This is a genomic window from Luteibacter sp. NPDC031894 (assembly GCF_050273135.1).
Classification (GTDB): domain Bacteria; phylum Pseudomonadota; class Gammaproteobacteria; order Xanthomonadales; family Rhodanobacteraceae; genus Luteibacter.
In genome coordinates this window covers 159,001-183,262 of record NZ_JBNNMV010000005.1, presented here as the reverse complement: position 1 = coordinate 183,262, position 24,262 = coordinate 159,001, and the positions used below count along the sequence as shown (strand labels likewise).

Sequence of the window (24,262 nt, the reverse complement as noted above, 5' to 3'; positions counted from 1 at the left end):
GAAGTCGCGCATCATGGACAGGTCGCCGCAGGTTGGCAGGGTTCGCTCAAGGACTTGAGCGCGGTCCGCCGGCCGGTGAACGGCAACGGCCGGGGCGTGGGACGCGCCCCGGCCGTTCTTCGTTCAAGGCTTCTTCTGTGACGTACCCCAGTCGTCCGGACCGAACGACAGGTGCAGCACGGCGCGGGTGTCGTCCTCGAGTGGGGGCGTGTATTCCAGGGCGGTGCAGCCGTTCGCCTGCTGCCGCTTTGCCGCCAGCGCCGCCGTTTTCGCCATCTGCGCGGCACGACCCGTCGTGCCGCTGCCGTCGGGCGCCAACAGCAGACGATAGCCGTCGGCGCTCACGCCGTCCTTCAGCCCGGCCGGTGGCGACTGCCCCGGGGCCGATAGCACGATGTCCATCTTCTTGCCGCAGGTGCCCGTGCTGACGATGTCGATGCCATCCAGCAGGCTCGCGATGAAGCCATCGGCGTTTTCCGCCAGCGAGTCCACCGCATCGACCGTGGTACTGAGGCGGATTTTCACGAAGTAGAGCTTGCGGTAGAAAAGGTAGGCGCGCGAAGTGAGCATGTCCTGCTGCGCGTCGAACACGATGGGCAGGAAACGGCCTTCGATCTTCCGGCCACCGGACAGCGTCGCCACGTAGGGACTTTCATCGCCCCACCAGACGTTGCGGTAGATCTGCTGGCGCTCCGCGAAAGAAACGGACTCCCGGAAATCATCCATCGCCCGACGCAGCATCGTCGTGTTGTCGCCTTCGCCCGCCGGATAGATGAAGACGTCGGCGATGATCCATTCGGCGTTGTCGATGCGGTAGCGCAACGAGACGCCAGCGGCGATGTCGCCTTCGTCGGCGTAGTTCTTCACGGCCGCCAGCGTGGCATCGCCCAGTCGCTTGGGTGCGACGATCCAGGTGTCGTCGACCACGCCGCGATGCTCCCCGGGACCGGGGAGCGCCAGCGGGGGCCCGACGGGGGCGTCCTGCGCATGGATATTCATGCCGGCCCACAGGCACAGCACGACGGGGATAGCCTTCCACCGTGACATCTTCACCACAGCCCCAAGATCATTCGAACGCGAACCCCGCGCGCGCACTATAGCCGTCCATTCGTCTTAACGGGAGCGCTTCGTTGCACGAAGCCGCCGTCTCAGGAAAACCAGGGTCGCTGCTTCCAATTTCCGCGGAAACCGTACGCAGGCTTGCGGCACCCACCGGTGCAGGTGTCCGTCACTCCAGCCCGTGAATACCTCCGGGTGGATGTACGAGGCACGGCACACGGCGGGCGTGTTGCCGAGCACCGCCGCTACCTCCTTCACGGCTCCCGCCAGCGCCGACTTCACCGCCCGGTCACCACCCGCCTCGGGCAGCGAGAGGGCGGCGAGCGTCGCCACCGCCTGCACCGTGCCGCCCCAGGTGCGGAAATCCTTCGCCGTGAACTCGCCGCCGGTAATCTCCCGCAGATAGTCGTTGACCATGCCCGAATCCACCGGCTGCGGCTGGCCCTCGTCGTCGATGTACTGGAACAGCCGCTGCCCGGGCAACTCCTGCACGCGGCGTACCACTTTCACCAGTCGGCGGTCGTCGAGGTCGACATCGCGCCAGAGGCCGCTCTTGCCTCGGAAGTGGAAGCTGATGCGGCCTTTGCGTACCGCCACGTGGCGGGAGCGCAGGGTGGTCAGGCCATAGGAGTTGTTTTGCTTGGCGTACTCGTCGTTGCCCACCCGGATCATGGTCTCTTCCAAGAGGCTCACGACCAGCGCCAATACTTTTTCCCGTGGCAGGCCCGGCAGCGACAGATCCTTGCGCAGGCGGCGACGCAGTTTCGGCAAGGCCTCCCCGAACTCGAGGATGCGCTCGAACTTGCCGCGGTCGCGGACGCTGCGCCAGCGCGGATGGTAGCGGTACTGCTTGCGGCCGCGCGCATCGCGCCCGGTCGCCTGCAGGTGGCCGCGCTCGTTGGCGCATATCCATACCTGCGTGTACGCCGGCGGCACCGCGAGCGAACGTATGCGCTGGAGTACCGCTTCGTCGGTGACGCGCCGTCCGTCCGCATCGATGTACTGGAACGAACGACCGCGCTTGCAGCGGGTGATGCCCGGATCGGTATCGCACACATAGACCAGGCCCGCCGCTTTCGCGTGGGCCCGTTCCACGCTTGCCACTTGGAGCGCTTCGGGCGGGGGGTTTCTGGACATGGCCGGCACTATGGTCCGGCGGCCAATCAAGGGCGGGTGAACGCTCCGTCAGGCGACCCGGCAGAACACCGCCTTGAGGTACCGGTTCTCCGGCACGTTGCTCGCCACCGGATGATCGGGACCCGCGCCGGTGACGTCCAGCACCTGGATGTCGCGTCCGGCATTGAGGGCCACGCGGCGGATCATCTCGAGGAAGTCGCCCTCGCCGACCAGCCCGGTGCAGGAACAGGTGAGCAGGATGCCGCCGGGCGCGAGCACGTCGAGCGCGGTACGGTTCATCGCGAAGTACTTCTTCAGCGCGTTCATCACCTGGTTGCGGTCGCGCGTGAGCTTCGGCGGATCGAGCACGATGGCGTCCCAGGTGTCGCCGCGGGCGATGGCCGCGCGCAACCACTCGAAGACATCGCCCTGTTCGAACCGTGCCGTCACCCCGTTCATGCGTGCGTTCTCGCGGGCGACCTCGAGGATCGCCGCGTCCGCGTCCACGCCCGTGGCTTCCTTTGCGCCCGCCTTCATCGCATGCACCGCAAACCCACCGGCGTTGCAGCAGAGGTCGAGCACGCGCCGTCCGCGCGCCAGCGTGGCGAAGCGGCGGCGGTTCTCGCGCTGATCGGCGAAGAAGCCGGTCTTGTGGCCAAGGCCGGGAGCGGCGTGGAACGCCAGGCCGTGCTCGTGCACGTCCACCGCCGCGGGGGCGTCGTTGGAGCGGACGTCGAAGGATTCCTGGCGCTGCACGTGCTGTTCGGCGAACCAGTACAGCGACGCGCCGGGAAAGAGGCGCTGCAGTTCGCCGTGGATGGTGTCGCGGAAGCGCCACATGCCGGCCGCGAAGTATTCCACCACCAGGTGGTTCGCATACCGGTCGACCACGAGCCCGGAGAGCCCGTCGCCCTCGCTGTGCACCACGCGCCAGGCGTCGCTGACCTCGTCGAGGCGAAGCAGGTCGCGGCGGAGCTCGACCGCGCGCGCCAGCCGCGTGGCAATCCAGCCATCGTCGATGATTTCATCGGCAAGGGTGGTGAGCAGGCGCAGGGCCACGCGGGCATGGCCATTCCAGAAGCCGCGGCCGACGAAGCGGCCCTTGGCGTCCTCGACGTCCACCACGCTGCCGGGCGGCAGGCGGTCGGCCGGCTTCACGATCTGGGCGGACCAGATCCAGGGGTGGCCCGGCACGCGGTCGGACTTGAGGCGGATGACGGGGAGTGCGGGAGCGTTCATCGGTGAATGATACCGGTGCTCAGCGGCCGAAGCGCAGGACCAGCCACGATGCCAGTGCGAGGAGGTTGATCCCGATGTGCGCGGCGGACGGCCCGCCGATGGCGAGGAGCCAGCCATGCTCGGCGATGGCCCAGTCGAAGCCGAGCCGCGGCGAGTGCTGGAGGGTCAGCGAGAGGTTGGCGTAGGCGCCGCTGGAAAGGGCGTAGCTGAAGAAGGGCGTGGCGACGAGCGGTGCCTGCAGGAACTGCGCCCAGATCGACATGCTGGTACCGCGCCCGTCGTTGCTGGCCAGGAGCACGCCGGCGACGAGGATGAAGGCGAACAGGAGGACGCCGAGGACGGCGACGATCGCGTCCACGCCACCGAAGCGTCCGCCGAGCAGCCGGTTGAACTGGTGCACGAGGCCGAACAGGCCGCCAGCGATCTGGAAGACGGCGATGACGCGGGTGAGGAAGGAATGCATGGAGTCTCCGGATAAAGGGTCAGATCAGCCGAGGTCGTCGGCGATGTCGTGCAGGTCCGCGATGTGCTGTTCCCACCACCGCGCCTCGGCCGCGAAGGGGAAGGCGGCGGGGAAGGCGGGGTCGTGCCAGCGCTCCGCGATCCATCCTGCGTAATGCACCTGCCGCATCGCGCGTAGCGCGGGGACGAGGGCCAATTCCACCGGATCGAAGTCACGGAACTGCCCGTACCCTTCCAGCAGCGCGTCCATCATCGCCTCGTCGCCCGCCAGCATCCACAGGTCTTGCACGGCGGGACCCATGCGCGCGTCGTCGAGGTCCACGAAATGCGGCCCCGCATCCGTCCACAGCACGTTGCCAGGATGGCAGTCGCCATGCAGGCGGATGAGCCGCAACGGACCCACGGCGTCGAGTCGCCGCGCCACCGCCTCGTCCACGCGACCTGCCGCTTGTCTGTAGGCATCGAACAGGTGCGCGGGAAGCAGGTCCGACCCGAGGGCCGCGCGCATCGGCGTGTCGATCATCGTCTTGCGGTCGAGCGTGCCGCGTGCATGGAAGCGCTCGCGGGAACCCGTGGCGTGCATGCGCCCGAGCAGGCGCCCCAGCCATTCGAGCTGGTCCGGCGATTCCAGCGACGGCGCGCGCCCACCCCTGCGCGGATACAGCGCGTAACGGTAGCCGCCATGGCGGAGCAGGGTGCGTCCGTCGAAGACGAGCGGCGCGACCACGGGCAGTTCCGCCGCCGCGAGTTCCAGCGCGAAGGCGTGTTCTTCCTCGATCGCGGCGTCGGTCCAGCGCCCGGGGCGGTAGAACTTCGCGACGACGAAACCACCGTCCTCCAAGCCCACCTGGAAGACGCGATTCTCGTAGCTGTTGAGCGTCAGCAGGCGCCCGTCGCTCCAACTCCCGGCCGCGTCGACAGCGGCTAGCACGAGGTCGGGCGAGAGCGCGGCGTAGGGCGCGGCCTCGCTCACGCGCGGAGGTTCCCCGGGGCGCCGCCCGGCGATGGAATCACGGCCATCGTGAGTCGCGACAGGCAGACGAGCTTGCCGTGCTCCTCTTCGATGCGGATCTCCCACACCTGGGTGGTGCGGCCGATGTGCACCGCCTTCGCGGTGCCGGTAACGATGCCTCCGCGAACGCCGCGAACATGGTTGGCGTTGATGTCGAGCCCCACCGCCACTTCCTTTTCCACGTCCAGCGTCAGCAGCGAGGCCGAGCTGCCCAGCGTCTCCGCCAGCACGACGGAGGCGCCGCCGTGGAGGAGGCCGAAGGGCTGCTGGGTGCGGTGGTCAACGGGCATGGTGCCTTGCAGCCAGTCGTCGCCGAAGGCCGTGAAGCGGATGTCGAGCGTTTCCATCATCGTGCCGCGGCTCCATGCGTTGATGCGGGCGAGGTCGATGGGGTGTTTCCAGATGGCCATGGCCTGCGGCTTCCTGTGGGGCAAGCCTTCATTGTCCTACAATGTGCGGGTGCCCACCGTAACCCTGACAGCGTCCGGCAAGCGCTTCGACGCCGCTGCCGACGAGACCGTGCTCGAAGCCGCCCAGCGCGCGGGCATCGCTCTCCCGTATTCATGCCGGGGCGGCGTGTGCGGCAGTTGCAAGGCCACCCTTGTCGAGGGCGAGTGCCGCTACCCGCGCAATCCTCCCGTGGCGCTCTCCGGCGCGGCGCGTTCCCGACGGGCGATCCTGCTGTGCCAGGCGGTGCCCTGCGGCGACATTGCCATCCAGGCCCGCGAGATCGCCTCGGTGGAGGACATCCCGCACCGGCGCGTGGACACCGAGGTGGTGGAGCGCCGTGCGCTCGCGCCCGATGTCGTGGGCGTGGGCTTGCGACCGCTCGACGGTACGCGGGTGAACTGGCTGCCGGGGCAGTACCTCGATGTGATCCTCGACGACGGGAAGCATCGTCCGTTCTCGATCGCCAGCGGGCCGCGTACGGATGGCCTGATCGAACTGCACGTGCGCCATGTGCCCGGCGGCGGTTTCACCTCATGGGTATACGACGCGCTGCGGGTCGGCGACCGCCTCACCGTCGAGTTGCCGTTGGGCACCTTCGTGCCGCGCGAGGACTCGGAGCGGCCGATGCTGTTCATGGCCGGCGGCACGGGCTTCGCCCCGGTGAAGGCGATCGTGGAGCACTTCATCGCGCTCGGCACGCGGCGGCCGATGCACGTCTACTGGGGCGCGCGCCACGTGGAGGACCTGTACCTCATCGACCTGGCCCGGCACTGGACGGTCGAATGGCCGAACGTGCGCTTCACGCCCGTATTGTCCGATCCGGAAGCGGCGCGCGCGAGCGGCATGCGCGAGGGCCTGGTCCATGAGGCGCTGCTCGAGGACCACCCAGACCTGTCCGGCGTTGACCTCTACATGAGCGGACCGCCGGCGATGGTCGCGGCGGGCCGCCAGTTCTTCCTCGACGCGAACCTGCCCGAGGACCGCCTGTACTTCGACTCGTTCGACGTGGCGCCCGATGTGTTGACGGCGATCCTGCAAAGCAGGGCCGGCATCCACGGGCTCTGATCGCTTATTTTATTTCTTGCCCTTGACGACGGGCAGCTGCGCCGTCTGCCAGGCGTACGTGCCGCCGTCGAGGACGAACACGCGCGCGAAGCCGGCCTTGATGAGGCGATTGGCCGCCTTGCCCACGCCGCGGCCGTCCTTGTCGACGAGCACGACGGGGAGGTCCTTCGCCTTCGAAAGGTCCTTCTGCGTCTCCGGATCGAACTGGCTCAGGGCGACGTTCTTCGCGCCGGGGATGTGCGCCTTCTCGAAATCCGCGCTCGCGGAGAGGTCCACGATCAGTGGCGTGTCGCGGTTGATCAGCTGGGTGAGTCCCGCCGGCGTCAGGGACTTCCACTTGCGGAAGAGACGGCCCACCTCGCCCGCCACGAGGGCGATCAGGATCACGGCGAAGGCCGCGACCAGCAAGGCGTGGTTGGTCACGAAACCGGGCAGCTTCTGGAATACGTCGTTCATCGGGTCTTTCCGCGTCCCAGTAAGGGGGTAAACGGCCGATTATATCGCCAGAGCGCGGTTAGTGCGGCGAGAAGTCCGGCAGGCCCGTCGTCAGGGTCCACTTGTTCTTTTCGCGATCGTAATGCCAGCGCTGGCGATCGACGATGCCGCGCTCGGACTGGGTGTTGACGTTCACGACATTGATCTGGACAACCTGGACCACGTCGTCCTCGCCGTCCGGCCGCGGACCGGACCCCTCATCGTATCCCGTCACCCGCAGCTGTTGCAGGCGGCCCTGTTCGATGGAACTCATGGGGTGCTCGGCGGCGTAATCCTTGTCGACGAACGTCTGTGCGCCGGCGAAGTCGCCCCAGCGGATAGCCGAGGCGTAGCTCATGAGGGTCTTGTTGAGCGCCTGGTTGCGCTTATCCGTGGCGCAGCCGGCGAGGGCCATGAGGGTGAAGACGAGGGCGGGCAGGGCGAGCGGGCGCATGGCGGCTTCCATTGGCGTTTCCGGGGCGTCGGGCGGCATTATGCCCGGCGCTTGGCCACGAAGCGCGCGTCCAGGCTGGCGGCCGGCTTGCCCTCGGTACCCGGTACGACACAGGTGAAATCGGCCCGCGCACGGCCGCGAGCCTCGAGGGTGGCGAAGAAGGGCTCCCAGGTGGCACCGGGGGCCATCGTCGCGTCCGCCCGCAGGTCGTCCCACACCGGATCCAGGTAACGCACCGTGGAATCGGCCACGAAGACGTCGCAATCCAGGCCGCGCTCGCGCAGGCGTGCCTCCACCAGTGCCCAGCAGGCCACGGTCATGAGGCTGGCGAGGCTGCCGCCGAAGGCGCAGCCCTTGTCGTTGATGTTCGGTGCCAGCGGCGCGGTCATGGTGAGCCGGTCGCCGTCGAAGGCGGCGATACGGAGGTCCATGGCGCGGGCCAGGGGAATGCCGTCGCGGATGAAGCGTTCGAGGTCGGCCAGGGGGGCGTGGATCGTCGTCATAAGCGGCGAAGTGTACGGGCGGCGACGCCCCGTTCGCATCCGTATGTGTAGACCCAACCTTCGGCATTGGCGGTGTCGTCCCCACCTTCTTATCCTGATCCCCAGTCGCAGGATGCCAGACAGGACTCTCAGTAGTGAGTCGCTCCCTTCCCCTTCGTAACGTCACCGTCGTCATCACCCGTCCCGCAGGTACCGCCGGCCCCCTGGCCCGGCGCGTTCGCAAGCTCGGCGGCATTCCCGTCAGCGTGCCGGGCCTGTCCCTGCGCGCCACGGAAGATGCGTCCACCGTCAACGCGGCCCTGCGGCGCGCGCTGGAGGGTGACGTCCTGGTGTTCACCAGCCCCGCGGCGGTGCGCTTCGCCGCGGACGTGCTGCCGCTGGCCACGAACGCCACCGTGATCGCCGTGGGGCGGGGCACCGCGCGGGCGCTGAAGACCGCGAACGTCCCCGACGCCTGTTTCCCCGAAAAATCGCAGGACAGCGAGGGCGTCCTCGGCATGCCCGAGCTGGCCGACCTGGGCGGGCGGCGCGTGGCGCTGGTGGGCGCGCCGGGGGGGCGTGGCCTGCTCCGCGAGCAACTCGCCCTCCGGGGCGCCGACCTCGAGGAAATCCACGTCTACCACCGCGTGGCGCCCCGGATCGACCGCCGCCACATCGATCCCTTGCTGAAACTGGGCCGGCGTTCCGCGGTGTTGCTGTCCAGCGCGGAAGCCCTCGACCACCTGCGCCGGGCCCTGATCGCCCCGGCCTGGCGCAGGCTGGTCCAGGCCGTGGCCGTGGTGAGCAGCGAGCGCCTGAGGGACATCGCCATGGAGGCGGGATTCGCCCGCGTCGCCGTCGCCCAATCCGCACTGCCCGGCGACCTCTTGAAGGCCGCCTCCGAGGTCTCGTTCACCGGCCGTTGAGCGACGTGTTCCGTGCGTTCGAGTATGGCCTGCTAGCATGGCGGGCATGACGAACGAGACCACTCCGACCGATCCCTCGCCGGCCACGCCGGCTCCGGCCGCCGCGCCCTCGCCCGCCACGCCGCGCCGGCCCGTCGCCCCCGCACCGCGACGCGGCGGCGGAGCCCTGGCCATCGCGATCCTGTTCTCCCTCGCCGCGCTCGGCGTCGCCGGCTACACCGCCTGGACGGTTTGGGGCATGCGCGAGGACCTCGGCGCGGCCAACGGCCTGCGCGGTCAGGTCGACACGCTGCAGGCGGGCGTGGACGGCATGCGCGAAGAGAACGCCAACCTGCGCCGGCGGCTCAACGACGCCGATGCCGTCAATCGCTCGGCGCGGGAAGAGATGCTCGGCATGTCCGAGCGCACACGCAACCTCGAGGACGCCGTGGCGAACCTGTCCGAGCGCAGCCTTAGCGGGCACGATGCCATGCTGCTCGACGAGGCCGAGTCGCTGCTGCGGATGGCGAAGGAGCGCTTCGCCCTGTTCGGCGACGCCAGCGGCGCACTCTCCGCGTACGACCTCGCCGACAAGACCCTCGCCGCGGTGAACGACAGCGCTTTCGCGGCGGTACGCCAGGACCTTGCCGCCGAACGCGAGGCACTTGCCGCCGTCGCGCCCGCCGCGCGTGCCGGCGATCTTTCCACGTTGGCCGACCTGCGCGCGCAGCTGCCGGGCCTGCCCTTGAAGCGCAACGACGTGACGCCGTCCGGCGACGCCGCGCCCACGTTCTGGCAGCGCGCAGGGGCGGCGCTCGGCAGCATCGTGCGGGTGAGCCATGACGACGGCTCGCCGGTGGCCCTCGCGGACGAGCGCATCGCGCGTGAACTCGCCGCCCTCGATGTCGCCCACGCGGAAGCCGCCGTGCTCGCGTATGACGACGTGGGTCGCGCCGCGGCGCTCAAGCGGGCGGATGCCGCGCTTGCTTCACATTTCGACACGACCGCTCCCGCGGTGCGCGCCGCGCGTTCGCGCATCGCCACCCTCCTGGCCAGCCAGGCGCGCGGCAGCGAACCCAAGCTCGGTGCCGCCCTCGCCGAGCTGCGCAACCTGCGTTCGGTGCATGCCTTGCAAGGCGCGGCTTCGACGACGAGGCCTGCCGCCAGCGGCTCCACCGCCGCGCCCGCGCGGGCCGCCAGTGCCGCTGCCCCGGGGGAGGGCACGCCATGAAACCGTGGCGCTGGATCGTCGGCCTGATCTTCGTCGCGGTCGTCGCGGCCTTCGCGTGGCATTGGGTGGCGGAAGACCCGGGCTACGTGCTCATCCGCCTGCGCGGCACCAACGTGCAGATGACGGTGGTCACGGCCATCGCCTTGCTGCTTCTGGCCTGGGCCGCGATCGCGCTGATCGTCGCCCTCCTGCGCTGGCCGTTCGGTGCGATGACACGACGCCATCGCCACCTTAGCCGTCGCCGTCTCGCCGACGGCATGGTGTCGCTCATCGAGGGACGGCACGGCGAGGCGGAGCGCGACCTCAACCGGGCGGCGCGTTATCCGTCGGTTCGCGGTCCGGCGCTCCTGGCCGCCGCCGAAGCCGCCGAGCGTCATGGCGAATCCGCCCGCGCGCTGGAAACGCTGGACCAGGCCGCGCAGGAAACGCCGCGTGCCGCTCGCGTGCTGCGTGCGCGCTACCTGCGCAACAGCGGCCGGGCGAGCGAAGCGGCGACCTTGCTGGCTCCCGAGGCGAATGCCGGGTCGCTCACACCGGCCGGGTGGATCGAATACGCCGAGGCATCGCTGGCCTCGGGCGAAGCACGCAACGTGATGCGTGCGCTGGAGCCACTGCAGAAAAGCGGCGAACTGGGCTCCCGTGGCTACGCGGAGATCGAGTCCCGCGTCGTCGGCGCGTATGTCATGAGCGCTACCGATGGCGCGTCACTCGCGACGCTGTGGTCGCAGTTGCCCAAGGGACAGCGACGCTTGCCCGCGGCGGTCGATGCGTACGCGAGGCAAGCCGCACGCTACGGCCAGACGATGGCGGCGATGGATGAGATAGAGACCGCGCTGCGTCGCGACTGGTCACCCGCACTCATCGCTACCTACGGCGGCATGGGCGCCGAAGACATCGAGCAGCGCCTGCGTCGCGCCGAAAGCTGGGTGGACGCGCATCCGAACGATGCCGCGTTGCTTACCGCGCTCGGTCGCATGTGCGTGCGCTTGCGCCTGTGGGGCAAAGCCAGGCCTTACCTCGAGCGCGCGTTGGCGATCGAACCGAATGCCACGGCGTGGGAAGCGCTCGGCGACGTCTACGTCGGCGAAGGCGAGCCGGAACTTGCGCAGCGCTGCTACCGCAATGCCCTCGCGCTGGCACGTGGCGAAGCCGCCGAAGCCTTGCCCGAGGACTTGCGCGGCCGGCGGATCGACACGCGTGTTACCGCGGTGGAAGAGCGCGATCAGCACGGCGTGCCGAGGTTGTCGCCTTAAGGCGCTCCTGGCTCCGGCGGATGCCAATGCCCGTCGCGTGCGCAGTTCGTGCCGCGCGCCTTCAGCGTGAGGATTTCTTCGTCGTCGAGGCCGGTGAACGCATCGGCCCGATCCATCCGAACGTAGAGCGCGGCGCACTGCTCCGCGCTTTCGTGGGGTACGGAGAGGGCCGTGGGCGACGAAACGAGTGTGGGAGCGAGCTTCTCCGCATTCAGAAGGTAATGCGCGCTGCCGCCGAGCATGAACAGAAAGAATCCGCCCACGGTCCACGCTGTGGTGCGGTCGCGTGAGCGCTGTCGCGTGAGGTCAACGCGCTTCGGCCAGTAGACCGACGCAGGCGGTGCCATCCGTCTGTAGGTCTCCTGCGTGGACGCGGGCTGCGCGTCGAAAGCCGCCTGCCACGCCTGCAGCGTGTCGCCGGACACGTGCAGGCTCACCCACGCCGGAAAGCGTTCGTTGAGCCTCCGCATTTCCGGCCAGCGCCGCAGCAGCGATCTGTCCAGGCCCGACTCTGCCTGCGCAAACATCTCGACCCACATGCGGCGACGGTCCTCCGGCAACGCGAGCCAATCCTCGCGCTGCGCGAGCACCAGCTCGATCCACTGGCCACGCTGCCCGAGCGAAGCGAGGTGACCGACCTCGCGCCAGTGGAATTGTTCTTCCGCGGCCGCGAATACCTCGGGGCGATGGCCGATGCGTTGCAGTCCGAGCAGATCGATCAGGTGTTCCTCGAAACGCCCCGGCGCGTCGATGTACTGCGTGCGCAGCTCGACGAGCGTCTCGCCAAGCAGCTGCGGGATCGTTTCCGGCCGGCGCGCACCGACGTCGGCAGCGAAGCGCCAGGCAAGCGTCACCGTGGGATCGACGTAAGGCACGGCGGCTTCGGCACCGACGACGCCCTCATCCGCGCTCGAACCCGCATCCGCGCGATCGCCAGCCTTCGCTTCGACCGCCGATTCCGCGGGCTCGGTGGCAGCCGCATCTTCCGCCTCCTCCGCACCGGCCTGCTCACACCACGCGCGCGCGGCTTCGTATGCCTCCCGCAGCCTCGCGAAGACCGCCGGGTCGGTGGCGGGATCGATCCGGCGCAAGGCTGCGGCATAGGCCCGGCGCACGGCCACGAGATCGGCGTGCGGCGGAAGTCCGAGGGCTTCGTGGTGCCAGGCCAACTCAGTCCACCGTTCGAGAGGAGAAAAGGTCGTCGCGTTCGATCGCGTCGAGCGTCTCGCGGAATGTGGCCGCCTCCCGCGCGATCGTGCGTGAATCCTGTGAGGCGAGCGCCTGTTCGAACTGCAGGATGGCTTGGCCGACCTGCTCGCGCAGCTCCCCGAGCACCTGCTCGTACAGCCGTTCTGCGCGTGCGAGCAGTGTCCGGTTCGGCAGCGTGTCGCGCGGGTGGACCTTCAGTGCCGCGAGCGCGACGAGCCGTTGCGCCACGTCGTCGGCCGTCATGTGCGTGCCGCCGCCCTCGATCACCAGTCGCTCCTTCGCGCCGGTGGCGACCACGGTCACCTCGACTTCCAGCAGGCCGTTGACGTCGTAAGTGAAACGAACATCCACGCCGTGGGCGTGGCCGGGACCCGGCATGATGGGTACGACGATCTCGCCGAGCGAGACGTTGTCGCGCACAAGCCGCGATTCACCCTGGTAAATGCCGATGCGGATCTGCTTCTGTTGCATCGACACGGGCGAGAAACGCTGCACGCGGCTGACCGGTACGACCGTGTTGCGCTCGATGACGGGCGCGTACACGCCAGCCACCTGCGTGCGCTCGTCGATCATGCGGACGACCTCGGTGCCGAGCGTGTACGGACAGACGTCCGTCATCACGATCTCGTCGAGGGCCTTGTCCTTCATTTTCAACCCGGCCTGTACGGCGGCTCCAAGTGCGACCACCTCGTCGGGGTTATGCCCCACGGCTGGGAAGCGGCCGAACATGCGCGTGGCAAGGGCGCGGATCGTCGGCATGCGCGTGGCGCCACCGGCGAGCACGATGTTGTCGAGGTCGGCGGCGCGGATGCGCGCATCGCGCATGGCACGCTCGATCGGCCGCCACAGGCGATTGAGCAGGGGTTGTGCCAGCTTTTCCAATCCCTCGGCGTCGATCGTCACGTTGACTGCGGCATCCCGGTAGCGCAGGTCGAAGCTCGCCGAGCCGTTGGCGCAGAGCTCGCGCTTGGCATGCTCGGCGCGCGACGCGAGGCGCTGCATGAAAGACGCATCGTTGCGGGCCTCGGCGGGGATGCCCTGTTCGAACGCCAAACCGGCGATCAGATCGGTGAAGTCTTCGCCGCCGAGCATGTTGTCGCCCGCGCTGGCGCGTACTTCCATCACGCCTTCGAACATTTCGAGGATCGAGACATCGAACGTGCCGCCGCCCAGATCGAGGACGAGGAACTGCGTCTCTGCCTTGGCCTCGTGCAAGCCATAAGCGAGCGCGGCTGCCGTGGGTTCATTGAGCAGGCGTTCGACCTTCAGTCCGGCCAGCTCGCCGGCGACCCGGGTGGCCTTGCGCTGCGCATCGGAGAAGTACGCCGGCACCGTCACGATCGCCTCCGTGATCGGCCGTCCGAGCCATGCCTCGGCATCGGCCTTCAGCGAGCGAAGCACCAGGGCCGAGAGTTCTTCCGGCCGGTACTCCCGGTCGCCGAGGCGCACGGTGCGCGCGCTGCCCATGTACCGTTTGAACAGCGCGGCCGTGCGATCCGGATGCGTCTGCAAGCGCTCGCGGGCGGCATGACCCACGAGCACACTGCCATCGCCGTCGATACCGACGCAGGAGGGTGTGAGCGTTTGGCCCAACGCATTGGGGATGAGCCTGGGTCCCCCGTCCAGCCACGCGGCCACGAGGCTGTTGGTCGTGCCGAGGTCGATGCCTACGATCATGCGTTCCCCTTTCCCCCACAAAAAAGGCTACAACGCGGTCAGATTCGCGTAAGCGTAAACCAACCACTTGCTCCCGGCATCCTCGAAGTTCACCTGCACCCGCATGTGGGAACCGGCGCCCTCGGCGCTCACGATCGTGCCCTCGCCGAACTTCGGGTGGGTCACCCGCTGGCCCAGGCGGATCGGCGAGGCGTCCTCGAAGGCCGGTGCCGCGGCGAAGCGGTCGGCATAGGCGGGACGCGACACCTGCACGCGGGGCCGCAACTCGTCGATCAGGTCTGGCGGAATCTCGCCGAGGAACCGCGAGGGCCGGGCCAGCATCTCCGTACCGTGCATGCGGCGCGACTCGGCGTGGGAAAGGTACAGCCGCTCACGGGCACGGGTAATGCCCACGTAGGCGAGCCGCCGTTCTTCCTCGAGCCGGTTTTCTTCCTCGGTGGAGCGCTGGCTGGGAAACAGGCCTTCCTCCATGCCGACGAGGAAGACGACCGGGAATTCGAGCCCCTTGGCCGAGTGCAGGGTCATCAGCTGGACGCAATCGTCCCAGGCCTCGCCCTGGCCTTCGCCGGCTTCCAGCGCGGCGTGCGAGAGGAAGGCGGAGAGCTCGTTGAGCCCGGCGTCGATGTCCTCGGGTGTCATCTCGAAGCGGCTGGCGACGTTGACCAATTCGTCCAGGTTCTCCACCCGGGCTTCGCCGTTGCCGCGCTTGTCGTTCTCGTAGAAGTCGCGCAAGCCCGTATGGATGATGGCGTGCTCGATCTGCTCGGCAAGGTCGAGCGCGGAGGGTGCGTCGCCGCCCTCGCCCTCGCCATGGCCGGCGAACGTGCGCGCGAGGTTGTCGATGAGGCCGATGAAGGCCTTCACCGCATTCTTCGCGCGACCGGCCATCGAGCCGATCGAGACCTCGGTGAGCGACGCCTCCCACATGGAACTGGCGTCGGCGCGCGCGCGACGACGCAACTCGTCCAGCGTGCGATCGCCGATACCGCGTGGGGGCGTGTTGACGGCGCGCTCGAAGGCGGCGTCGTCGTGGCGATTGGAAGCGAGGCGAAGGTAGGCCAGGGCGTCCTTGATCTCCGCGCGCTCGAAGAAGCGCAGGCCACCGTAGACGCGGTACGGCAGGTCGCGCTGGATCAATTGTTCCTCGAAATTCCGCGACTGCGCGTTCGACCGGTAGAGGATGGCGCAATCGCGCGCGTTGCCGTGTTCCGCGATGTACTCGCGAATGCGCTCGATGACGAAGCGGGCCTCGTCCTGCTCGTTGTACGCCGCGTACAGTGCGATCCGTTCCCCTTCGCCGCCGTCGGTCCAAAGCTGCTTGCCGAGGCGACCGCCATTGCGGGCGATCACCGCATTCGCCGCGTTGAGGATGGTGGACGTGGAACGGTAGTTCTGTTCGAGGCGGATCGTCTTCGCGCCGGGGAAATCGCGCAGGAACTGCTGGACGTTCTCCACCTTGGCGCCGCGCCAGCCGTAGATGGCCTGGTCGTCGTCGCCGACGACGAAAGCCTGGCCCGTACTGCCTGCCAGCACGCGAATCCACGCGTACTGCAGCGTGTTGGTGTCCTGGAACTCGTCGATCAGCAGGTAACGCCAGCGCTCCTGGTAATGCTTCAGGACCTGCGGGTCCTTCAGCCAGAGCTCGTGCGCGCGCAACAGCAGTTCCGCGAAATCCACGAGGCCCGCGCGCTGGCACTGCTGCTCGTACGCCTTGTAGACCTCGACGAAGGTCCGGGTAACGGGATGGTCGCGATGCTCGATCGCATCGGGCCGCTTGCCCTCGTCCTTCCAGTTGTTGATCTGCCACGCGGCCTGGCGGGGCGGGAAGCGGGCCTCGTCGAGGCCCATGCCAGCGATGACACGCTTGATGAGGCGCTGCTGGTCGTCGGAATCCAGGATCTGGAAACCCTCGACCAGCCCGGCCTCGCGCCAGTGGCGGCGCAGGAGGCGGTGGGCGATGCCGTGGAAGGTGCCGACGGTGAGGCCCTGCGTCCCGCCTGGGATGATGCCATCCAGGCGGGACCGCATCTCGCCCGCCGCCTTGTTGGTGAAGGTGACGGCCAGGATCGCCCACGGCGGCACGCGCTCGACCTGCGTGAGCCAGCCGATGCGGTTGGTCAGCACGCGGGTCTTGCCGGAGCCGGCGCCGGCGAGGATCAGGTAGTGGCCCGGCGGAGCGCTTACCGCCTCGCGCTGGGCGTCGTTGAGGGAGTCGAGCAGGTGGGAAACATCCATCCGCCCATTGTAACGGCTGGCCGCCGGGTCAGTTCTTGCGGGCGATTCCGGCCACGGCCACGATGCCGCCGATCACGATGCCCGCGATGCCCACCCACTGGGGGATGGCCTTGTCGTGGGTGGCCTCGAGCTTGGCGGAGCCGATGGAGGCGACCGTATCGGTCTTGCTGTAGCTGCCGTTGCCCAGGGTCACCCACAGGCCAAGCCCGATCAGGATGACGCCGACGACGATGAGACCTGCACGCATATGTATTCCTCCCGGTTCGATGTGGCGGAGAGGATGGCGTCACGAATGTGCAGGACGTGTATGCGCGCACGTCGAATAAAAAAAAGCCCCGAGAGCCAGGGGAGCTCTCGGGGCCCGGTGGACGACCGGATCCAGGGGAAGATCAGGCCGTCCGCAGGGTGACTCCAGGGAGGTGGAGCCCACCGATGGGACGCCGTTGCGTGCGTCCGTATGTATTGACGTTCGAGGGGCTGGAAAGTTGCAATGCGCGCCGGAAAAAAGTCAGCCTCCGTTCATGGCGCGAAATATCAACGGGTTGCGTGGCGGCGAGCTGAACGACTAAACGGAAATATTACGTTTGGACGTCCATTCAGTGCGCCTCGTCCCAGTTCGCTCCCACGCCGATGTCGACCTGGAGCGGCACGCTGAGGGTCGCCGCGCCGGCCATCCTCTCCTCAATGCCCGCCCGGACCGCGTCCACGGCATCCGCGCGCACCTCGAACACCAGCTCGTCGTGCACCTGCATCAGCAGGCGGACATCGTCGCGCGGCTCGATCCAGGCGGCCACGGCGATCATGGCGCGCTTGATGATGTCGGCTGCCGTCCCCTGCATGGGCGCGTTGATGGCCGCGCGCTCGGCGCCGGCCCGGAACGACTGGTTACGCGACTTCAGGTTTTCCAGGTACAGGCGCCGCCCGAACAGGGTCTGGACGAAACCGTCGCGGTGGGCCTGCTCGCGCGTGGCGTCCATGAAGGCGCGTACGCCGGGGTAGCGCGAGAAGTAGCGGCCCATGTAGTCCGAGGCCTCCCCGCGGTCCACGCCGAGCTGACGGGCGAGGCCGAAGGCACTCATGCCATACATCAGGCCGAAGTTGATCGCCTTCGCGGCACGCCGTTGGTTGGCGGTCACCTCGGCCGGCGGGACACCGAACACCTCCGCGGCCGTGGCCCGGTGCACGTCGCCGCCTTCCTGGAAGGCACGCACCAGGCCCTCGTCTTTCGACAGGTGGGCCATGATGCGAAGTTCGATCTGCGAATAGTCCGCGGCGAGGATGCGCCAGCCTTCCGGCGCGATGAACGCCTGGCGTATGCGCCGGCCTTCTTCCGTGCGGACCGGGATGTTCTGCAAGTTCGGGTCGGACGAACTGATGCGGCCCGTGGCGACGGCGCCCTGGTGGTAACTCGTATGCACGCGGCCGGTGCGCGGATTGACGATGCCCGCCAGCTTATCGGTGTAGGTCGAGCGCAACTTCGCCAGTCCCCGGTACTCGAGGATCAGGCGCGGCAGTTCGTGCATGTCCGCGATGGCTTCCAGGGCTTCCTCGTTGGTCGAGGGCTGGCCCTTGGGCGTCTTGATCTTCGCGGCAAGGCCAAGCTCGTCGAACAGCACGGCCTGCAGCTGCTTCGGCGAGTCCATGTTGAATTCGTGCCCGGCCGACGCGTACGCCAACGTCTGCAGCTCGATCATGCGCTTGCCGAGGTGCTGGCTCTGCAGGCGGAGTTCGTTGGCGTCGATGAGCACGCCGGTGCGTTCCATCTTCGCCAGGACCGGCACCAGCGGTATCTCGATGTCCGCGTAGACCGCGCGCAGCGAAGGCTCCGCTTCGAGTTGCGGCCACAGGGCATGGTGCAGCCGCAGCGTGATGTCGGCGTCCTCGGCGGCGTAGCGGCACGCGGTGTCGCAATCGACCTGCGAGAACGGGATCTGCTTCGCGCCCTTGCCGGCGACCTCCTCGTACTTCACCGTCGTGTAGCCGAGGTATCGCGAGGCCAGGGAATCCATGTCGTGACGCGTCGCGGTGGCATTGAGCACGTAGGACTCGAGCATCGTGTCGTGCACGAGGCCGCGCAGGGCGATGCCATAGTGCGACAGGATGTTGACGTCGTACTTGCCGTGCTGGCCAACCTTCGGGCGTGACGGATCCTCGAAGATCGGTTTCAGCGCGCCGAGTACGTGTTCGGGAGAGAGCTGCGTCGGCGCGCCGGGAAAGTCGTGCGCGAGTGGAACATACGCCGCCTTGCCGGGCTCGACGGCGAGCGAGAGGCCGACGATGTCCGCCTGCATCGCGTCGATGTTCGTGGTTTCCGTATCGAACGCGATCAAGGGCGCCGTTTCGAGCTTCTCCAGCCAGGCCGCGAGACGGTCTTCAGTCACGACGAGCTCGTACTCGCCTTCACCGTCGAGGCCGGGCGTCACGGTGGATGCCGCCGCTGCCGGCGCGGCGGCCGTGGGTGAGGGCGTAGAAGCGCTCGTGCCGCCCGCATCGAGGTCTTTCAGCGCCGCCTTGAAGTCATAGCGCGTGTACAGCTCGCGTAGGGCTTCGACATCGCGTTCGCGCATGCGCAGATCGGCCGGCCCCTGGTCCAGCGGCACGTCGGTGCGGATGGTGACGAGCTCGCGCGACAGCGGCAGGCGCGGGATCGCGGCGCGCAGGTTCTCGCCGATCTTGCCGCCGATCTTGTCGGCGCTGGCGAGCAGCGCCTCGAGGTTGCCGTATTCGGCGAGCCATTTCGCGGCCGTCTTCGGACCGCATTTCTCCACGCCCGGCACGTTGTCGATGCTGTCGCCCATGAGGGTGAGGTAGTCGACGATCTGCTCGGGACGCACGCCGAATTTGTCGACGACGCCGTCGATGTCCATCGTGGTGTTGCTCATCGTGTTGATCAGCACGATGTGGGCCCCGACCAGCTGGGCGAAATCCTTGTCGCCAGTGGAGATGATGGTGTCGATACCCTGGTCGGCCGCCTGGCGCGCGAGGGTGCCGATGACGTCGTCGGCTTCCACCCCCGGCACGCAGAGGATGGGAAAGCCCAGCGCACCGACGATCTTCATCATCGGCTCGACCTGCGCCCGCAGGTCGTCGGGCATCGACGGCCGATTCGCCTTGTACTGGGGGTAGAGGTCGTCGCGGAAGGTCCGTCCGGGCGCGTCGCAGACGAAGGCAACGTAATCCGAACCGGCCTTCATCGTCGTGCGCAGCATGTTGACGATGCCGAACAGCGCGCCGGTGGGTTCACCGAAGGTGTTGGTCAGGGGAGGCAGCGCGTGGAAGGCGCGGTACAGGTACGAGGACCCGTCGATGAGGGTGAGCGTAGGCATCCCCCGATTCTCTCACGGCCGCGCGCCACCCGCTTCCCACGGTCTTCAGCAGGCCATCAGTGTCCCTACATATCGGAGTTGTTATCCTCGGCGTCCCGCAAGGAGGACTCCCCATGAACCGCTCGCACGCCGTCGCCGCCGCGCTCGCCCTGGCCCTGGCCTTACCCGTCGCCGCGCAGGACGCCTCGTCGTTCAAGCCGGCCCCGCCGCCGCCCGGCCTGCACGACCCGGGCGTCAAGGCAGGCGAGCCGGATCGCTCGGGGCAGACGCCGATCGAGCGCCCCGTACCGTACGACCAGGCGCAGGATGGGAAGACCACGCCCGCCACATCGGACGCCAACCAGGCGTCCCAGTCGCCTGTCGCCCTCCCGTCCATGCAGGACGACGGCGGTGTCGATGCCCAGGGCAACCCGCCGCCCAAGCTGAGCAGGTCGTACGACAAGGGGGAAAACCATGTCGACGAATTCACCATGGCCGGCAAGCCGTACATGGTCGTGGTGACGCCGAAGAACGGCGTGCCCCAGACCTACATGCTCGACCAGTCCGGCAATCCCATCCACGATCCGAAGAACGGCCCGGTGAGCCCGGTGTTCTACAAGGTCTACGAATGGGGCAAGGCGCCGAAGCCGGCCGGCTCCGACTGAGCCAGGACGTCATCTGTAGGAGCCGCTATAGCGGCGAGGGAATCCCTCGCCGCTATAGCGGCTTCTACAGGCCTATGCGATTCATTCAGCCGTCCAGCTCCGGGTAATGCCGGAAGATCCCGTTCGTGTTGAACGCGACGCGTCGATCCGAGGCGAGGTAGGCCGCCACGTTCGGCCGGTCGGCGACGCGCCGCGCCAGGTCGCGAAGCAGAGGCAGGTTCTGCCGCTTCATCGCCTTTGGGAACGCGTACGACAACCCCTCCATGACCTGGAACAACGACAGGTCGACGTAAGAATGGGACCGTAGCGGATGCTTGCCTCCGCCGCGCTCCACGGCCTTTTCGAAGTACGAGAGAAATTTCGGAATCCGCGTCTCGCGGAAGTCCTTCGCGCGCTTCGCGGCCTCGTCGGTCTGGTCCTCGTAATACTTTGCCGTGGACACCGGGTGGTGCGTGTCGTGCACTTCCGCGACGAGGTCGGCGATCGTCAGTTGCAGCTGGTGGGCGTAAAGACGCGCGGATTCGCTCTCGGGCACCAGGGCGTGCCGCGGGCCGAGGTACTGCAGGATATTCGCCACCTGCGCGATCACGAGCCGGCCCGAGACGAGGAACGGCGGCGCGAAGGGCAGGGCGCCTTCGTGCTCGCCCGAGAGGAAGGCCTCCATGGCGTCGTCGCCTTCGACGCGTGCCACGTCGGTGTACGCGGCACCCGCGTCCTCCAGGCCTAGCCGCACGAATTCCCCACGTCCCTGCAGGCCCGTCCAGTAATACAGCCGGTAGCCCATTGCTTCCCTCCTGCCGCAAAACCCAAGCGTGCCACCAAGGCGCTCAAGCGCAAGTGAGGACCTTGTGGGAAGTTGCGTTCCGGAGGCGCACGCGTTGCAATGGCCAGATGCGCCGTTTCCTTCCCGACAGCTTCACCCTCTCGCTCGTCGCCACCGTCGTGCTGGCCAGCCTGTTGCCCTGCCGCGGCGCGGTCGCCGGCGTCTTCGAGATCGTCACCGACATCGCGATCGCGCTGCTGTTCTTCCTGCACGGTGCCAAGCTGCCTAGGGAGGCCGTGGTGGCGGGTACGCGGAACTGGCGGCTCCACGCGACCGTGCTCGCCAGCACCTTCGTCGTGTTCCCCGTGCTCGGGTTGCTCCTGCGACCGCTGCTCGCACCGCTGGTCACGCCAGACCTCTACCTGGGCATCCTGTTCCTTTGCACCTTGCCCTCCACGGTGCAGTCGTCGATCGCCTTCACGTCCATCGCGCGCGGCAACGTCCCCGCGGCCGTCGTCGCGGCATCGGCGTCCAGCCTCCTGGGCATCTTCATCACGCCATTGCTCGTGGGTCTGCTGATCGCCGGCACGGGTCACGGCGAGCTTTCCTGGCACGCCGTGGGAGCGATCGTCGTGCAGCTGTTCATTCCGTTCGCGGCGGGACAGATCGCGCAACGCTGGATCGGCGGCTGGGTACACCGGCACGCGATGCTGCTCGGCTTCGTCGACCGCGGATCGATCCTTTTGGTGGTCTACACGGCCTTCAGCGCGGCGGTGTTGCAAGGCCTTTGGCACCGGCTGCCCCCACCGGTGCTCGCGGGTCTGGTCGCCGTAAACGTAATCCTGCTCGCCTGCGCGCTGCTGGCCACCCGCTATGGCTCGCGTGCACTGGGCTTCACGCGGGAAGACGAGATCACCATCGTCTTCTGCGGTTCGAAGAAGAGCCTGGCCTCAGGCGTGCCGCTCGCGAAAGTGCTGTTCGCCGGGCATCCGCTGGGAATGATCGTGCTGCCGATCATGCTGTTCCACCAGATCCAGCTCATGGTGTGCGCGGTGTTGGCCCGGCGCTACGCGGCACGGAAGGAGTAGCGCGCGCCTGCGCGCGCTCCCCTGCTCAGTGGCGGAAGTGGCGGATGCCCGTGAACACCATCGCCATGTCGTGTTCGTCGGCTGCCGCGATCACTTCGCCGTCGCGCATCGAGCCGCCCGGCTGGATCACCGCGCGGATGCCGGCGGCGGCTGCCGCGTCGATGCCGTCGCGGAAGGGGAAGAAAGCATCCGAGGCCATGGCGCTGCCCGGCACGACGAGGCCCGCTTCCTCGGCCTTCAAGCCCGCGATCTTCGCGCTGACGACGCGGCTCATCTGTCCCGCGCCGATGCCGATCGTGCGGTTGTCCTTCGCATAGACGATGGCGTTGGACTTGACCATCTTCGCCACGCGCCACGCGAACAGCAGGTCGTCGAGCTCCGCCGGCGTCGGCTGGCGCTTGCTGACCACCTTGAGTTCGTCGCGCCGCACCTGCCGGTGATCGGCGTTCTGCACGAGCAGGCCCGAACCCACGCGCTTCACATCGTGCGTGTTGCGGCCCTCGCCCATGGGGATCTCGAGCACCCGCACGTTGGCCTTCTTCGCCGCCTCGGCGACCGCGCCTTCGTGGACCTGGGGCGCGATCAGCACTTCCACGAACTGCCGCTTCAGGATCGTCTTCGCCGTTTCCGCGTCGAGCGGACGATTGAACGCGATGATTCCGCCGAAGGCCGAGGTGGGGTCGGTGGCGTAGGCGAGTTCATAGGCGGCCAGCGGATCGGCAGCCACCGCGACGCCGCAGGGGTTGGCGTGCTTCACGATCACGCAGGCGGGCGCGTCGAACTGGCGCACGCACTCCCACGCGGCGTCGGCGTCGGCGATGTTGTTGAACGACAGCTCCTTGCCCTGCAGCTGGCGGAAGGTCGCGAGCGTGCCGGCCGCGGGATACAGGTCGCGGTAGAACGCGCCGGCCTGGTGTGGATTCTCGCCATAGCGCAGGTCCATGACCTTCGTGAAACGCCCATTCGACTGCGCGGGGAATTCGGCACGTCCCGCGATGGCGGTATGCGTCTCGTCGAGCGCGAGGCCAGAGAGGTAGTCGCTGATGGCACCGTCGTAATCGGAGACGCGATTGAACGCCGCGACAGCGAGGCGGAAGCGCGTGGCACGCGACAGTCCGCCCTTGGCTTCGATCTCGGCGAGTGCGTCCTCGTACTGTGCCGGATCGGTGAGGACGCCGACGTCATTCCAGTTTTTCGCCGCCGCACGGAGCATCGCGGGGCCACCGATGTCGATGTTCTCGATGGCATCTTCGAGCGTGCATGCCGGATCGGCCACCGTCCGCTCGAATGGGTAGAGGTTCAGCACGAGGAGGTCGATCGGCACGATGCCATGCTCGGCCATCACCGCGTCGTCCGTGCCGCGGCGCCCGAGCAGGCCGCCGTGCACGCGCGGGTGCAACGTCTTCACGCGGCCATCCATGATCTCGGGGAAGCCGGTGAGGTCGCCCACGTCGCGCACCGGTATGCCGGCATCGCGCAATGCCCGGGCCGAGCCGCCCGTGGAGAGGATTTCGACGTTCGCGGCGGCGAGGCGCCGGGCGAGTTCGGTCAGGCCCTGCTTGTCGGAGACGCTGACGAGCGCGCGGCGGACGGGGACGAGGTCGGGCGTGGGCATGGGCAATCCGGGGGAGGAAAGCGCGCCATTATAGCCGCCCGGCCCGTGGCCGGCGCCTCAGGAAATGCCGTGGGCGGCGAGCTTCTTGCGCAGGGTGGCGCGGTTGATGCCGAGGGCGGCGGCGGCGCGGCTCTGGTTGCCTTCGTGGAAGGCGAGTACTTCACGGAGCAGGGGACCTTCCACCTCGCGGATGACGAGGGCATGCAGGCCTTCGCCGCACTCCGTGTCACCGATGTCGGCAAGGTAGCGACGGACCGTGCGACTGACGCATTCGCCGAGGGCGCTCTGCATCGAGGTCTCGTTGGCGGCCTCGTTGGCAGTCAGTCTCACAGCGTTCAAGGCATTCCCCTCTCGCAGGCCGGCGCGCAAGGCTCCGGTCGGTTCTTGTCGTATCGTCGCTTGGGTTGCGGCCTGGACACACCTCGCCGGGGTGGTCGGAAGTCGCGAAGGGAACCGAGTGTACTCGCCTCCGCCCGTGAAGTGCAGGCTTGCAAAAAGAAATT

23 protein-coding genes are annotated in these 24,262 nt (G+C 68.0%); 6 read left to right on the top strand and 17 right to left on the bottom strand.

Annotated features, from left to right (window positions below):
- Nucleotides 1–123 precede the first annotated feature (123 nt).
- From ACQKIE_RS14465 to ACQKIE_RS14440, 6 genes are all read right to left on the bottom strand, one after another.
- Nucleotides 124–1,047, bottom strand: coding sequence for a hypothetical protein (locus ACQKIE_RS14465; RefSeq protein ID WP_427460279.1), 924 nt, complete (start codon nucleotides 1,045–1,047; stop codon nucleotides 124–126).
- Between the two features lie 66 nt (nucleotides 1,048–1,113).
- Nucleotides 1,114–2,196 carry a DNA topoisomerase IB gene (locus ACQKIE_RS14460; protein ID WP_427460277.1) on the bottom strand — a complete coding sequence of 361 codons (1,083 nt, stop codon included), beginning with the start codon at nucleotides 2,194–2,196 and terminating at the stop codon, nucleotides 1,114–1,116.
- A gap of 48 nt (nucleotides 2,197–2,244) precedes the next feature.
- Nucleotides 2,245–3,414, bottom strand: a complete 1,170-nt coding sequence (locus tag ACQKIE_RS14455) for a class I SAM-dependent rRNA methyltransferase (RefSeq protein ID WP_427460275.1) — start codon at nucleotides 3,412–3,414, stop codon at nucleotides 2,245–2,247.
- A 19-nt stretch (nucleotides 3,415–3,433) separates the two neighbouring features.
- Complete coding sequence (locus ACQKIE_RS14450) at nucleotides 3,434–3,877, bottom strand: hypothetical protein (protein ID WP_427460273.1); 444 nt, start codon at nucleotides 3,875–3,877, stop codon at nucleotides 3,434–3,436.
- 24 nt (nucleotides 3,878–3,901) lie between these two features.
- Nucleotides 3,902–4,849, bottom strand: coding sequence for a serine/threonine protein kinase (locus ACQKIE_RS14445; protein ID WP_427460271.1), 948 nt, complete (start codon nucleotides 4,847–4,849; stop codon nucleotides 3,902–3,904).
- The gene (locus ACQKIE_RS14440) at nucleotides 4,846–5,298 is read right to left on the bottom strand and encodes a hotdog fold thioesterase (RefSeq protein ID WP_427460268.1); all 453 of its coding nucleotides are present in this window, start codon (nucleotides 5,296–5,298) and stop codon (nucleotides 4,846–4,848) included. The genes ACQKIE_RS14445 and ACQKIE_RS14440 overlap by 4 nt, the downstream gene beginning before the upstream one ends.
- Nucleotides 5,299–5,347: 49 nt before the next feature.
- Here ACQKIE_RS14440 and ACQKIE_RS14435 point away from each other — a divergent pair, with 49 nt between their 5' ends.
- A complete protein-coding gene (locus ACQKIE_RS14435) occupies nucleotides 5,348–6,403 on the top strand; it encodes a 2Fe-2S iron-sulfur cluster-binding protein (protein WP_427460266.1) in 1,056 nt (351 codons plus the stop codon).
- A 9-nt stretch (nucleotides 6,404–6,412) separates the two neighbouring features.
- On the opposite strand, the gene ACQKIE_RS14430 is transcribed toward ACQKIE_RS14435, so the two are convergent.
- From ACQKIE_RS14430 to ACQKIE_RS14420, 3 genes are read right to left on the bottom strand one after another with little or no spacing between them, the layout of a single operon-like run.
- Nucleotides 6,413–6,859, bottom strand: a complete 447-nt coding sequence (locus ACQKIE_RS14430; protein WP_427460264.1) for a rhodanese-like domain-containing protein — start codon at nucleotides 6,857–6,859, stop codon at nucleotides 6,413–6,415.
- Between the two features lie 58 nt (nucleotides 6,860–6,917).
- Nucleotides 6,918–7,331 (bottom strand): hypothetical protein, encoded by a 414-nt coding sequence (locus tag ACQKIE_RS14425; protein ID WP_427460262.1) that lies wholly within the window; start codon nucleotides 7,329–7,331, stop codon nucleotides 6,918–6,920.
- A 38-nt stretch (nucleotides 7,332–7,369) separates the two neighbouring features.
- Nucleotides 7,370–7,834 (bottom strand): YiiD C-terminal domain-containing protein, encoded by a 465-nt coding sequence (locus ACQKIE_RS14420; RefSeq protein ID WP_427460260.1) that lies wholly within the window; start codon nucleotides 7,832–7,834, stop codon nucleotides 7,370–7,372.
- A gap of 134 nt (nucleotides 7,835–7,968) precedes the next feature.
- On the opposite strand from ACQKIE_RS14420, the gene ACQKIE_RS14415 reads away from it, so the two are divergent.
- From ACQKIE_RS14415 to ACQKIE_RS14405, 3 genes are read left to right on the top strand one after another with little or no spacing between them, the layout of a single operon-like run.
- Nucleotides 7,969–8,739, top strand: coding sequence for a uroporphyrinogen-III synthase (locus tag ACQKIE_RS14415; protein ID WP_427460258.1), 771 nt, complete (start codon nucleotides 7,969–7,971; stop codon nucleotides 8,737–8,739).
- A 46-nt stretch (nucleotides 8,740–8,785) separates the two neighbouring features.
- Nucleotides 8,786–9,949, top strand: coding sequence for a uroporphyrinogen-III C-methyltransferase (locus ACQKIE_RS14410; protein ID WP_427460256.1), 1,164 nt, complete (start codon nucleotides 8,786–8,788; stop codon nucleotides 9,947–9,949).
- Nucleotides 9,946–11,202 (top strand): heme biosynthesis protein HemY, encoded by a 1,257-nt coding sequence (locus tag ACQKIE_RS14405; protein ID WP_427460254.1) that lies wholly within the window; start codon nucleotides 9,946–9,948, stop codon nucleotides 11,200–11,202. Before ACQKIE_RS14410 ends, ACQKIE_RS14405 begins: the two co-directional genes overlap by 4 nt.
- Here the strand turns inward: ACQKIE_RS14405 and ACQKIE_RS14400 are convergent.
- From ACQKIE_RS14400 to polA, 5 genes are all read right to left on the bottom strand, one after another.
- Complete coding sequence (locus ACQKIE_RS14400; protein WP_427460252.1) at nucleotides 11,199–12,371, bottom strand: hypothetical protein; 1,173 nt, start codon at nucleotides 12,369–12,371, stop codon at nucleotides 11,199–11,201. The genes ACQKIE_RS14405 and ACQKIE_RS14400 overlap by 4 nt on opposite strands.
- Before the next feature lies 1 nt (nucleotide 12,372).
- A complete protein-coding gene (locus ACQKIE_RS14395) occupies nucleotides 12,373–14,088 on the bottom strand; it encodes an Hsp70 family protein (protein WP_427460250.1) in 1,716 nt (571 codons plus the stop codon).
- Between the two features lie 27 nt (nucleotides 14,089–14,115).
- Nucleotides 14,116–16,323, bottom strand: a complete 2,208-nt coding sequence (gene uvrD, locus ACQKIE_RS14390) for a DNA helicase II (RefSeq protein WP_427460248.1) — start codon at nucleotides 16,321–16,323, stop codon at nucleotides 14,116–14,118.
- Between the two features lie 28 nt (nucleotides 16,324–16,351).
- Complete coding sequence (locus ACQKIE_RS14385) at nucleotides 16,352–16,570, bottom strand: hypothetical protein (RefSeq protein WP_427460246.1); 219 nt, start codon at nucleotides 16,568–16,570, stop codon at nucleotides 16,352–16,354.
- Nucleotides 16,571–16,919: 349 nt separating this feature from the next.
- The gene (gene polA / locus ACQKIE_RS14380; RefSeq protein WP_427460244.1) at nucleotides 16,920–19,649 is read right to left on the bottom strand and encodes a DNA polymerase I; all 2,730 of its coding nucleotides are present in this window, start codon (nucleotides 19,647–19,649) and stop codon (nucleotides 16,920–16,922) included.
- 113 nt (nucleotides 19,650–19,762) lie between these two features.
- Here polA and ACQKIE_RS14375 point away from each other — a divergent pair, with 113 nt between their 5' ends.
- A complete protein-coding gene (locus ACQKIE_RS14375; RefSeq protein WP_427460242.1) occupies nucleotides 19,763–20,293 on the top strand; it encodes a DUF2782 domain-containing protein in 531 nt (176 codons plus the stop codon).
- Between the two features lie 85 nt (nucleotides 20,294–20,378).
- Here the strand turns inward: ACQKIE_RS14375 and ACQKIE_RS14370 are convergent, their stop codons facing one another.
- Nucleotides 20,379–21,077, bottom strand: a complete 699-nt coding sequence (locus tag ACQKIE_RS14370) for a glutathione S-transferase (RefSeq protein ID WP_427460240.1) — start codon at nucleotides 21,075–21,077, stop codon at nucleotides 20,379–20,381.
- 107 nt (nucleotides 21,078–21,184) lie between these two features.
- Between ACQKIE_RS14370 and ACQKIE_RS14365 the strand changes: the two genes are divergently transcribed.
- The gene (locus ACQKIE_RS14365; protein ID WP_427460237.1) at nucleotides 21,185–22,144 is read left to right on the top strand and encodes a bile acid:sodium symporter family protein; all 960 of its coding nucleotides are present in this window, start codon (nucleotides 21,185–21,187) and stop codon (nucleotides 22,142–22,144) included.
- 25 nt (nucleotides 22,145–22,169) lie between these two features.
- On the opposite strand, the gene purH is transcribed toward ACQKIE_RS14365, so the two are convergent.
- Both purH and ACQKIE_RS14355 read right to left on the bottom strand, forming a co-directional pair.
- Nucleotides 22,170–23,759, bottom strand: coding sequence for a bifunctional phosphoribosylaminoimidazolecarboxamide formyltransferase/IMP cyclohydrolase (purH, locus tag ACQKIE_RS14360; RefSeq protein ID WP_427460235.1), 1,590 nt, complete (start codon nucleotides 23,757–23,759; stop codon nucleotides 22,170–22,172).
- Between the two features lie 57 nt (nucleotides 23,760–23,816).
- On the bottom strand, nucleotides 23,817–24,050 hold the full coding sequence (locus tag ACQKIE_RS14355) for a helix-turn-helix domain-containing protein (RefSeq protein ID WP_427460505.1): 234 nt from the start codon (nucleotides 24,048–24,050) through the stop codon (nucleotides 23,817–23,819).
- Nucleotides 24,051–24,262: the final 212 nt, after the last annotated feature.

Bases quoted from the DNA above. Each gene is read 5' to 3' on its own strand.
- ACQKIE_RS14465 (WP_427460279.1), bottom strand. From the start codon at position 1,047: ATGTCACGGTGGAAGGCTATCCCCGTCGTGCTGTGCCTGTGGGCCGGC.
- ACQKIE_RS14460 (WP_427460277.1), bottom strand. From the start codon at position 2,196: ATGTCCAGAAACCCCCCGCCCGAAGCGCTCCAAGTGGCAAGCGTGGAA.
- ACQKIE_RS14455 (WP_427460275.1), bottom strand. From the start codon at position 3,414: ATGAACGCTCCCGCACTCCCCGTCATCCGCCTCAAGTCCGACCGCGTG.
- ACQKIE_RS14450 (WP_427460273.1), bottom strand. From the start codon at position 3,877: ATGCATTCCTTCCTCACCCGCGTCATCGCCGTCTTCCAGATCGCTGGC.
- ACQKIE_RS14440 (WP_427460268.1), bottom strand. From the start codon at position 5,298: ATGGCCATCTGGAAACACCCCATCGACCTCGCCCGCATCAACGCATGG.
- ACQKIE_RS14430 (WP_427460264.1), bottom strand. From the start codon at position 6,859: ATGAACGACGTATTCCAGAAGCTGCCCGGTTTCGTGACCAACCACGCC.
- ACQKIE_RS14425 (WP_427460262.1), bottom strand. From the start codon at position 7,331: ATGCGCCCGCTCGCCCTGCCCGCCCTCGTCTTCACCCTCATGGCCCTC.
- ACQKIE_RS14420 (WP_427460260.1), bottom strand. From the start codon at position 7,834: ATGACGACGATCCACGCCCCCCTGGCCGACCTCGAACGCTTCATCCGC.
- ACQKIE_RS14410 (WP_427460256.1), top strand. From the start codon at position 8,786: ATGACGAACGAGACCACTCCGACCGATCCCTCGCCGGCCACGCCGGCT.
- ACQKIE_RS14405 (WP_427460254.1), top strand. From the start codon at position 9,946: ATGAAACCGTGGCGCTGGATCGTCGGCCTGATCTTCGTCGCGGTCGTC.
- ACQKIE_RS14395 (WP_427460250.1), bottom strand. From the start codon at position 14,088: ATGATCGTAGGCATCGACCTCGGCACGACCAACAGCCTCGTGGCCGCG.
- uvrD (WP_427460248.1), bottom strand. From the start codon at position 16,323: ATGGATGTTTCCCACCTGCTCGACTCCCTCAACGACGCCCAGCGCGAG.
- ACQKIE_RS14385 (WP_427460246.1), bottom strand. From the start codon at position 16,570: ATGCGTGCAGGTCTCATCGTCGTCGGCGTCATCCTGATCGGGCTTGGC.
- polA (WP_427460244.1), bottom strand. From the start codon at position 19,649: ATGCCTACGCTCACCCTCATCGACGGGTCCTCGTACCTGTACCGCGCC.
- ACQKIE_RS14375 (WP_427460242.1), top strand. From the start codon at position 19,763: ATGAACCGCTCGCACGCCGTCGCCGCCGCGCTCGCCCTGGCCCTGGCC.
- ACQKIE_RS14370 (WP_427460240.1), bottom strand. From the start codon at position 21,077: ATGGGCTACCGGCTGTATTACTGGACGGGCCTGCAGGGACGTGGGGAA.
- ACQKIE_RS14365 (WP_427460237.1), top strand. From the start codon at position 21,185: ATGCGCCGTTTCCTTCCCGACAGCTTCACCCTCTCGCTCGTCGCCACC.
- purH (WP_427460235.1), bottom strand. From the start codon at position 23,759: ATGCCCACGCCCGACCTCGTCCCCGTCCGCCGCGCGCTCGTCAGCGTC.
- ACQKIE_RS14355 (WP_427460505.1), bottom strand. From the start codon at position 24,050: ATGCAGAGCGCCCTCGGCGAATGCGTCAGTCGCACGGTCCGTCGCTAC.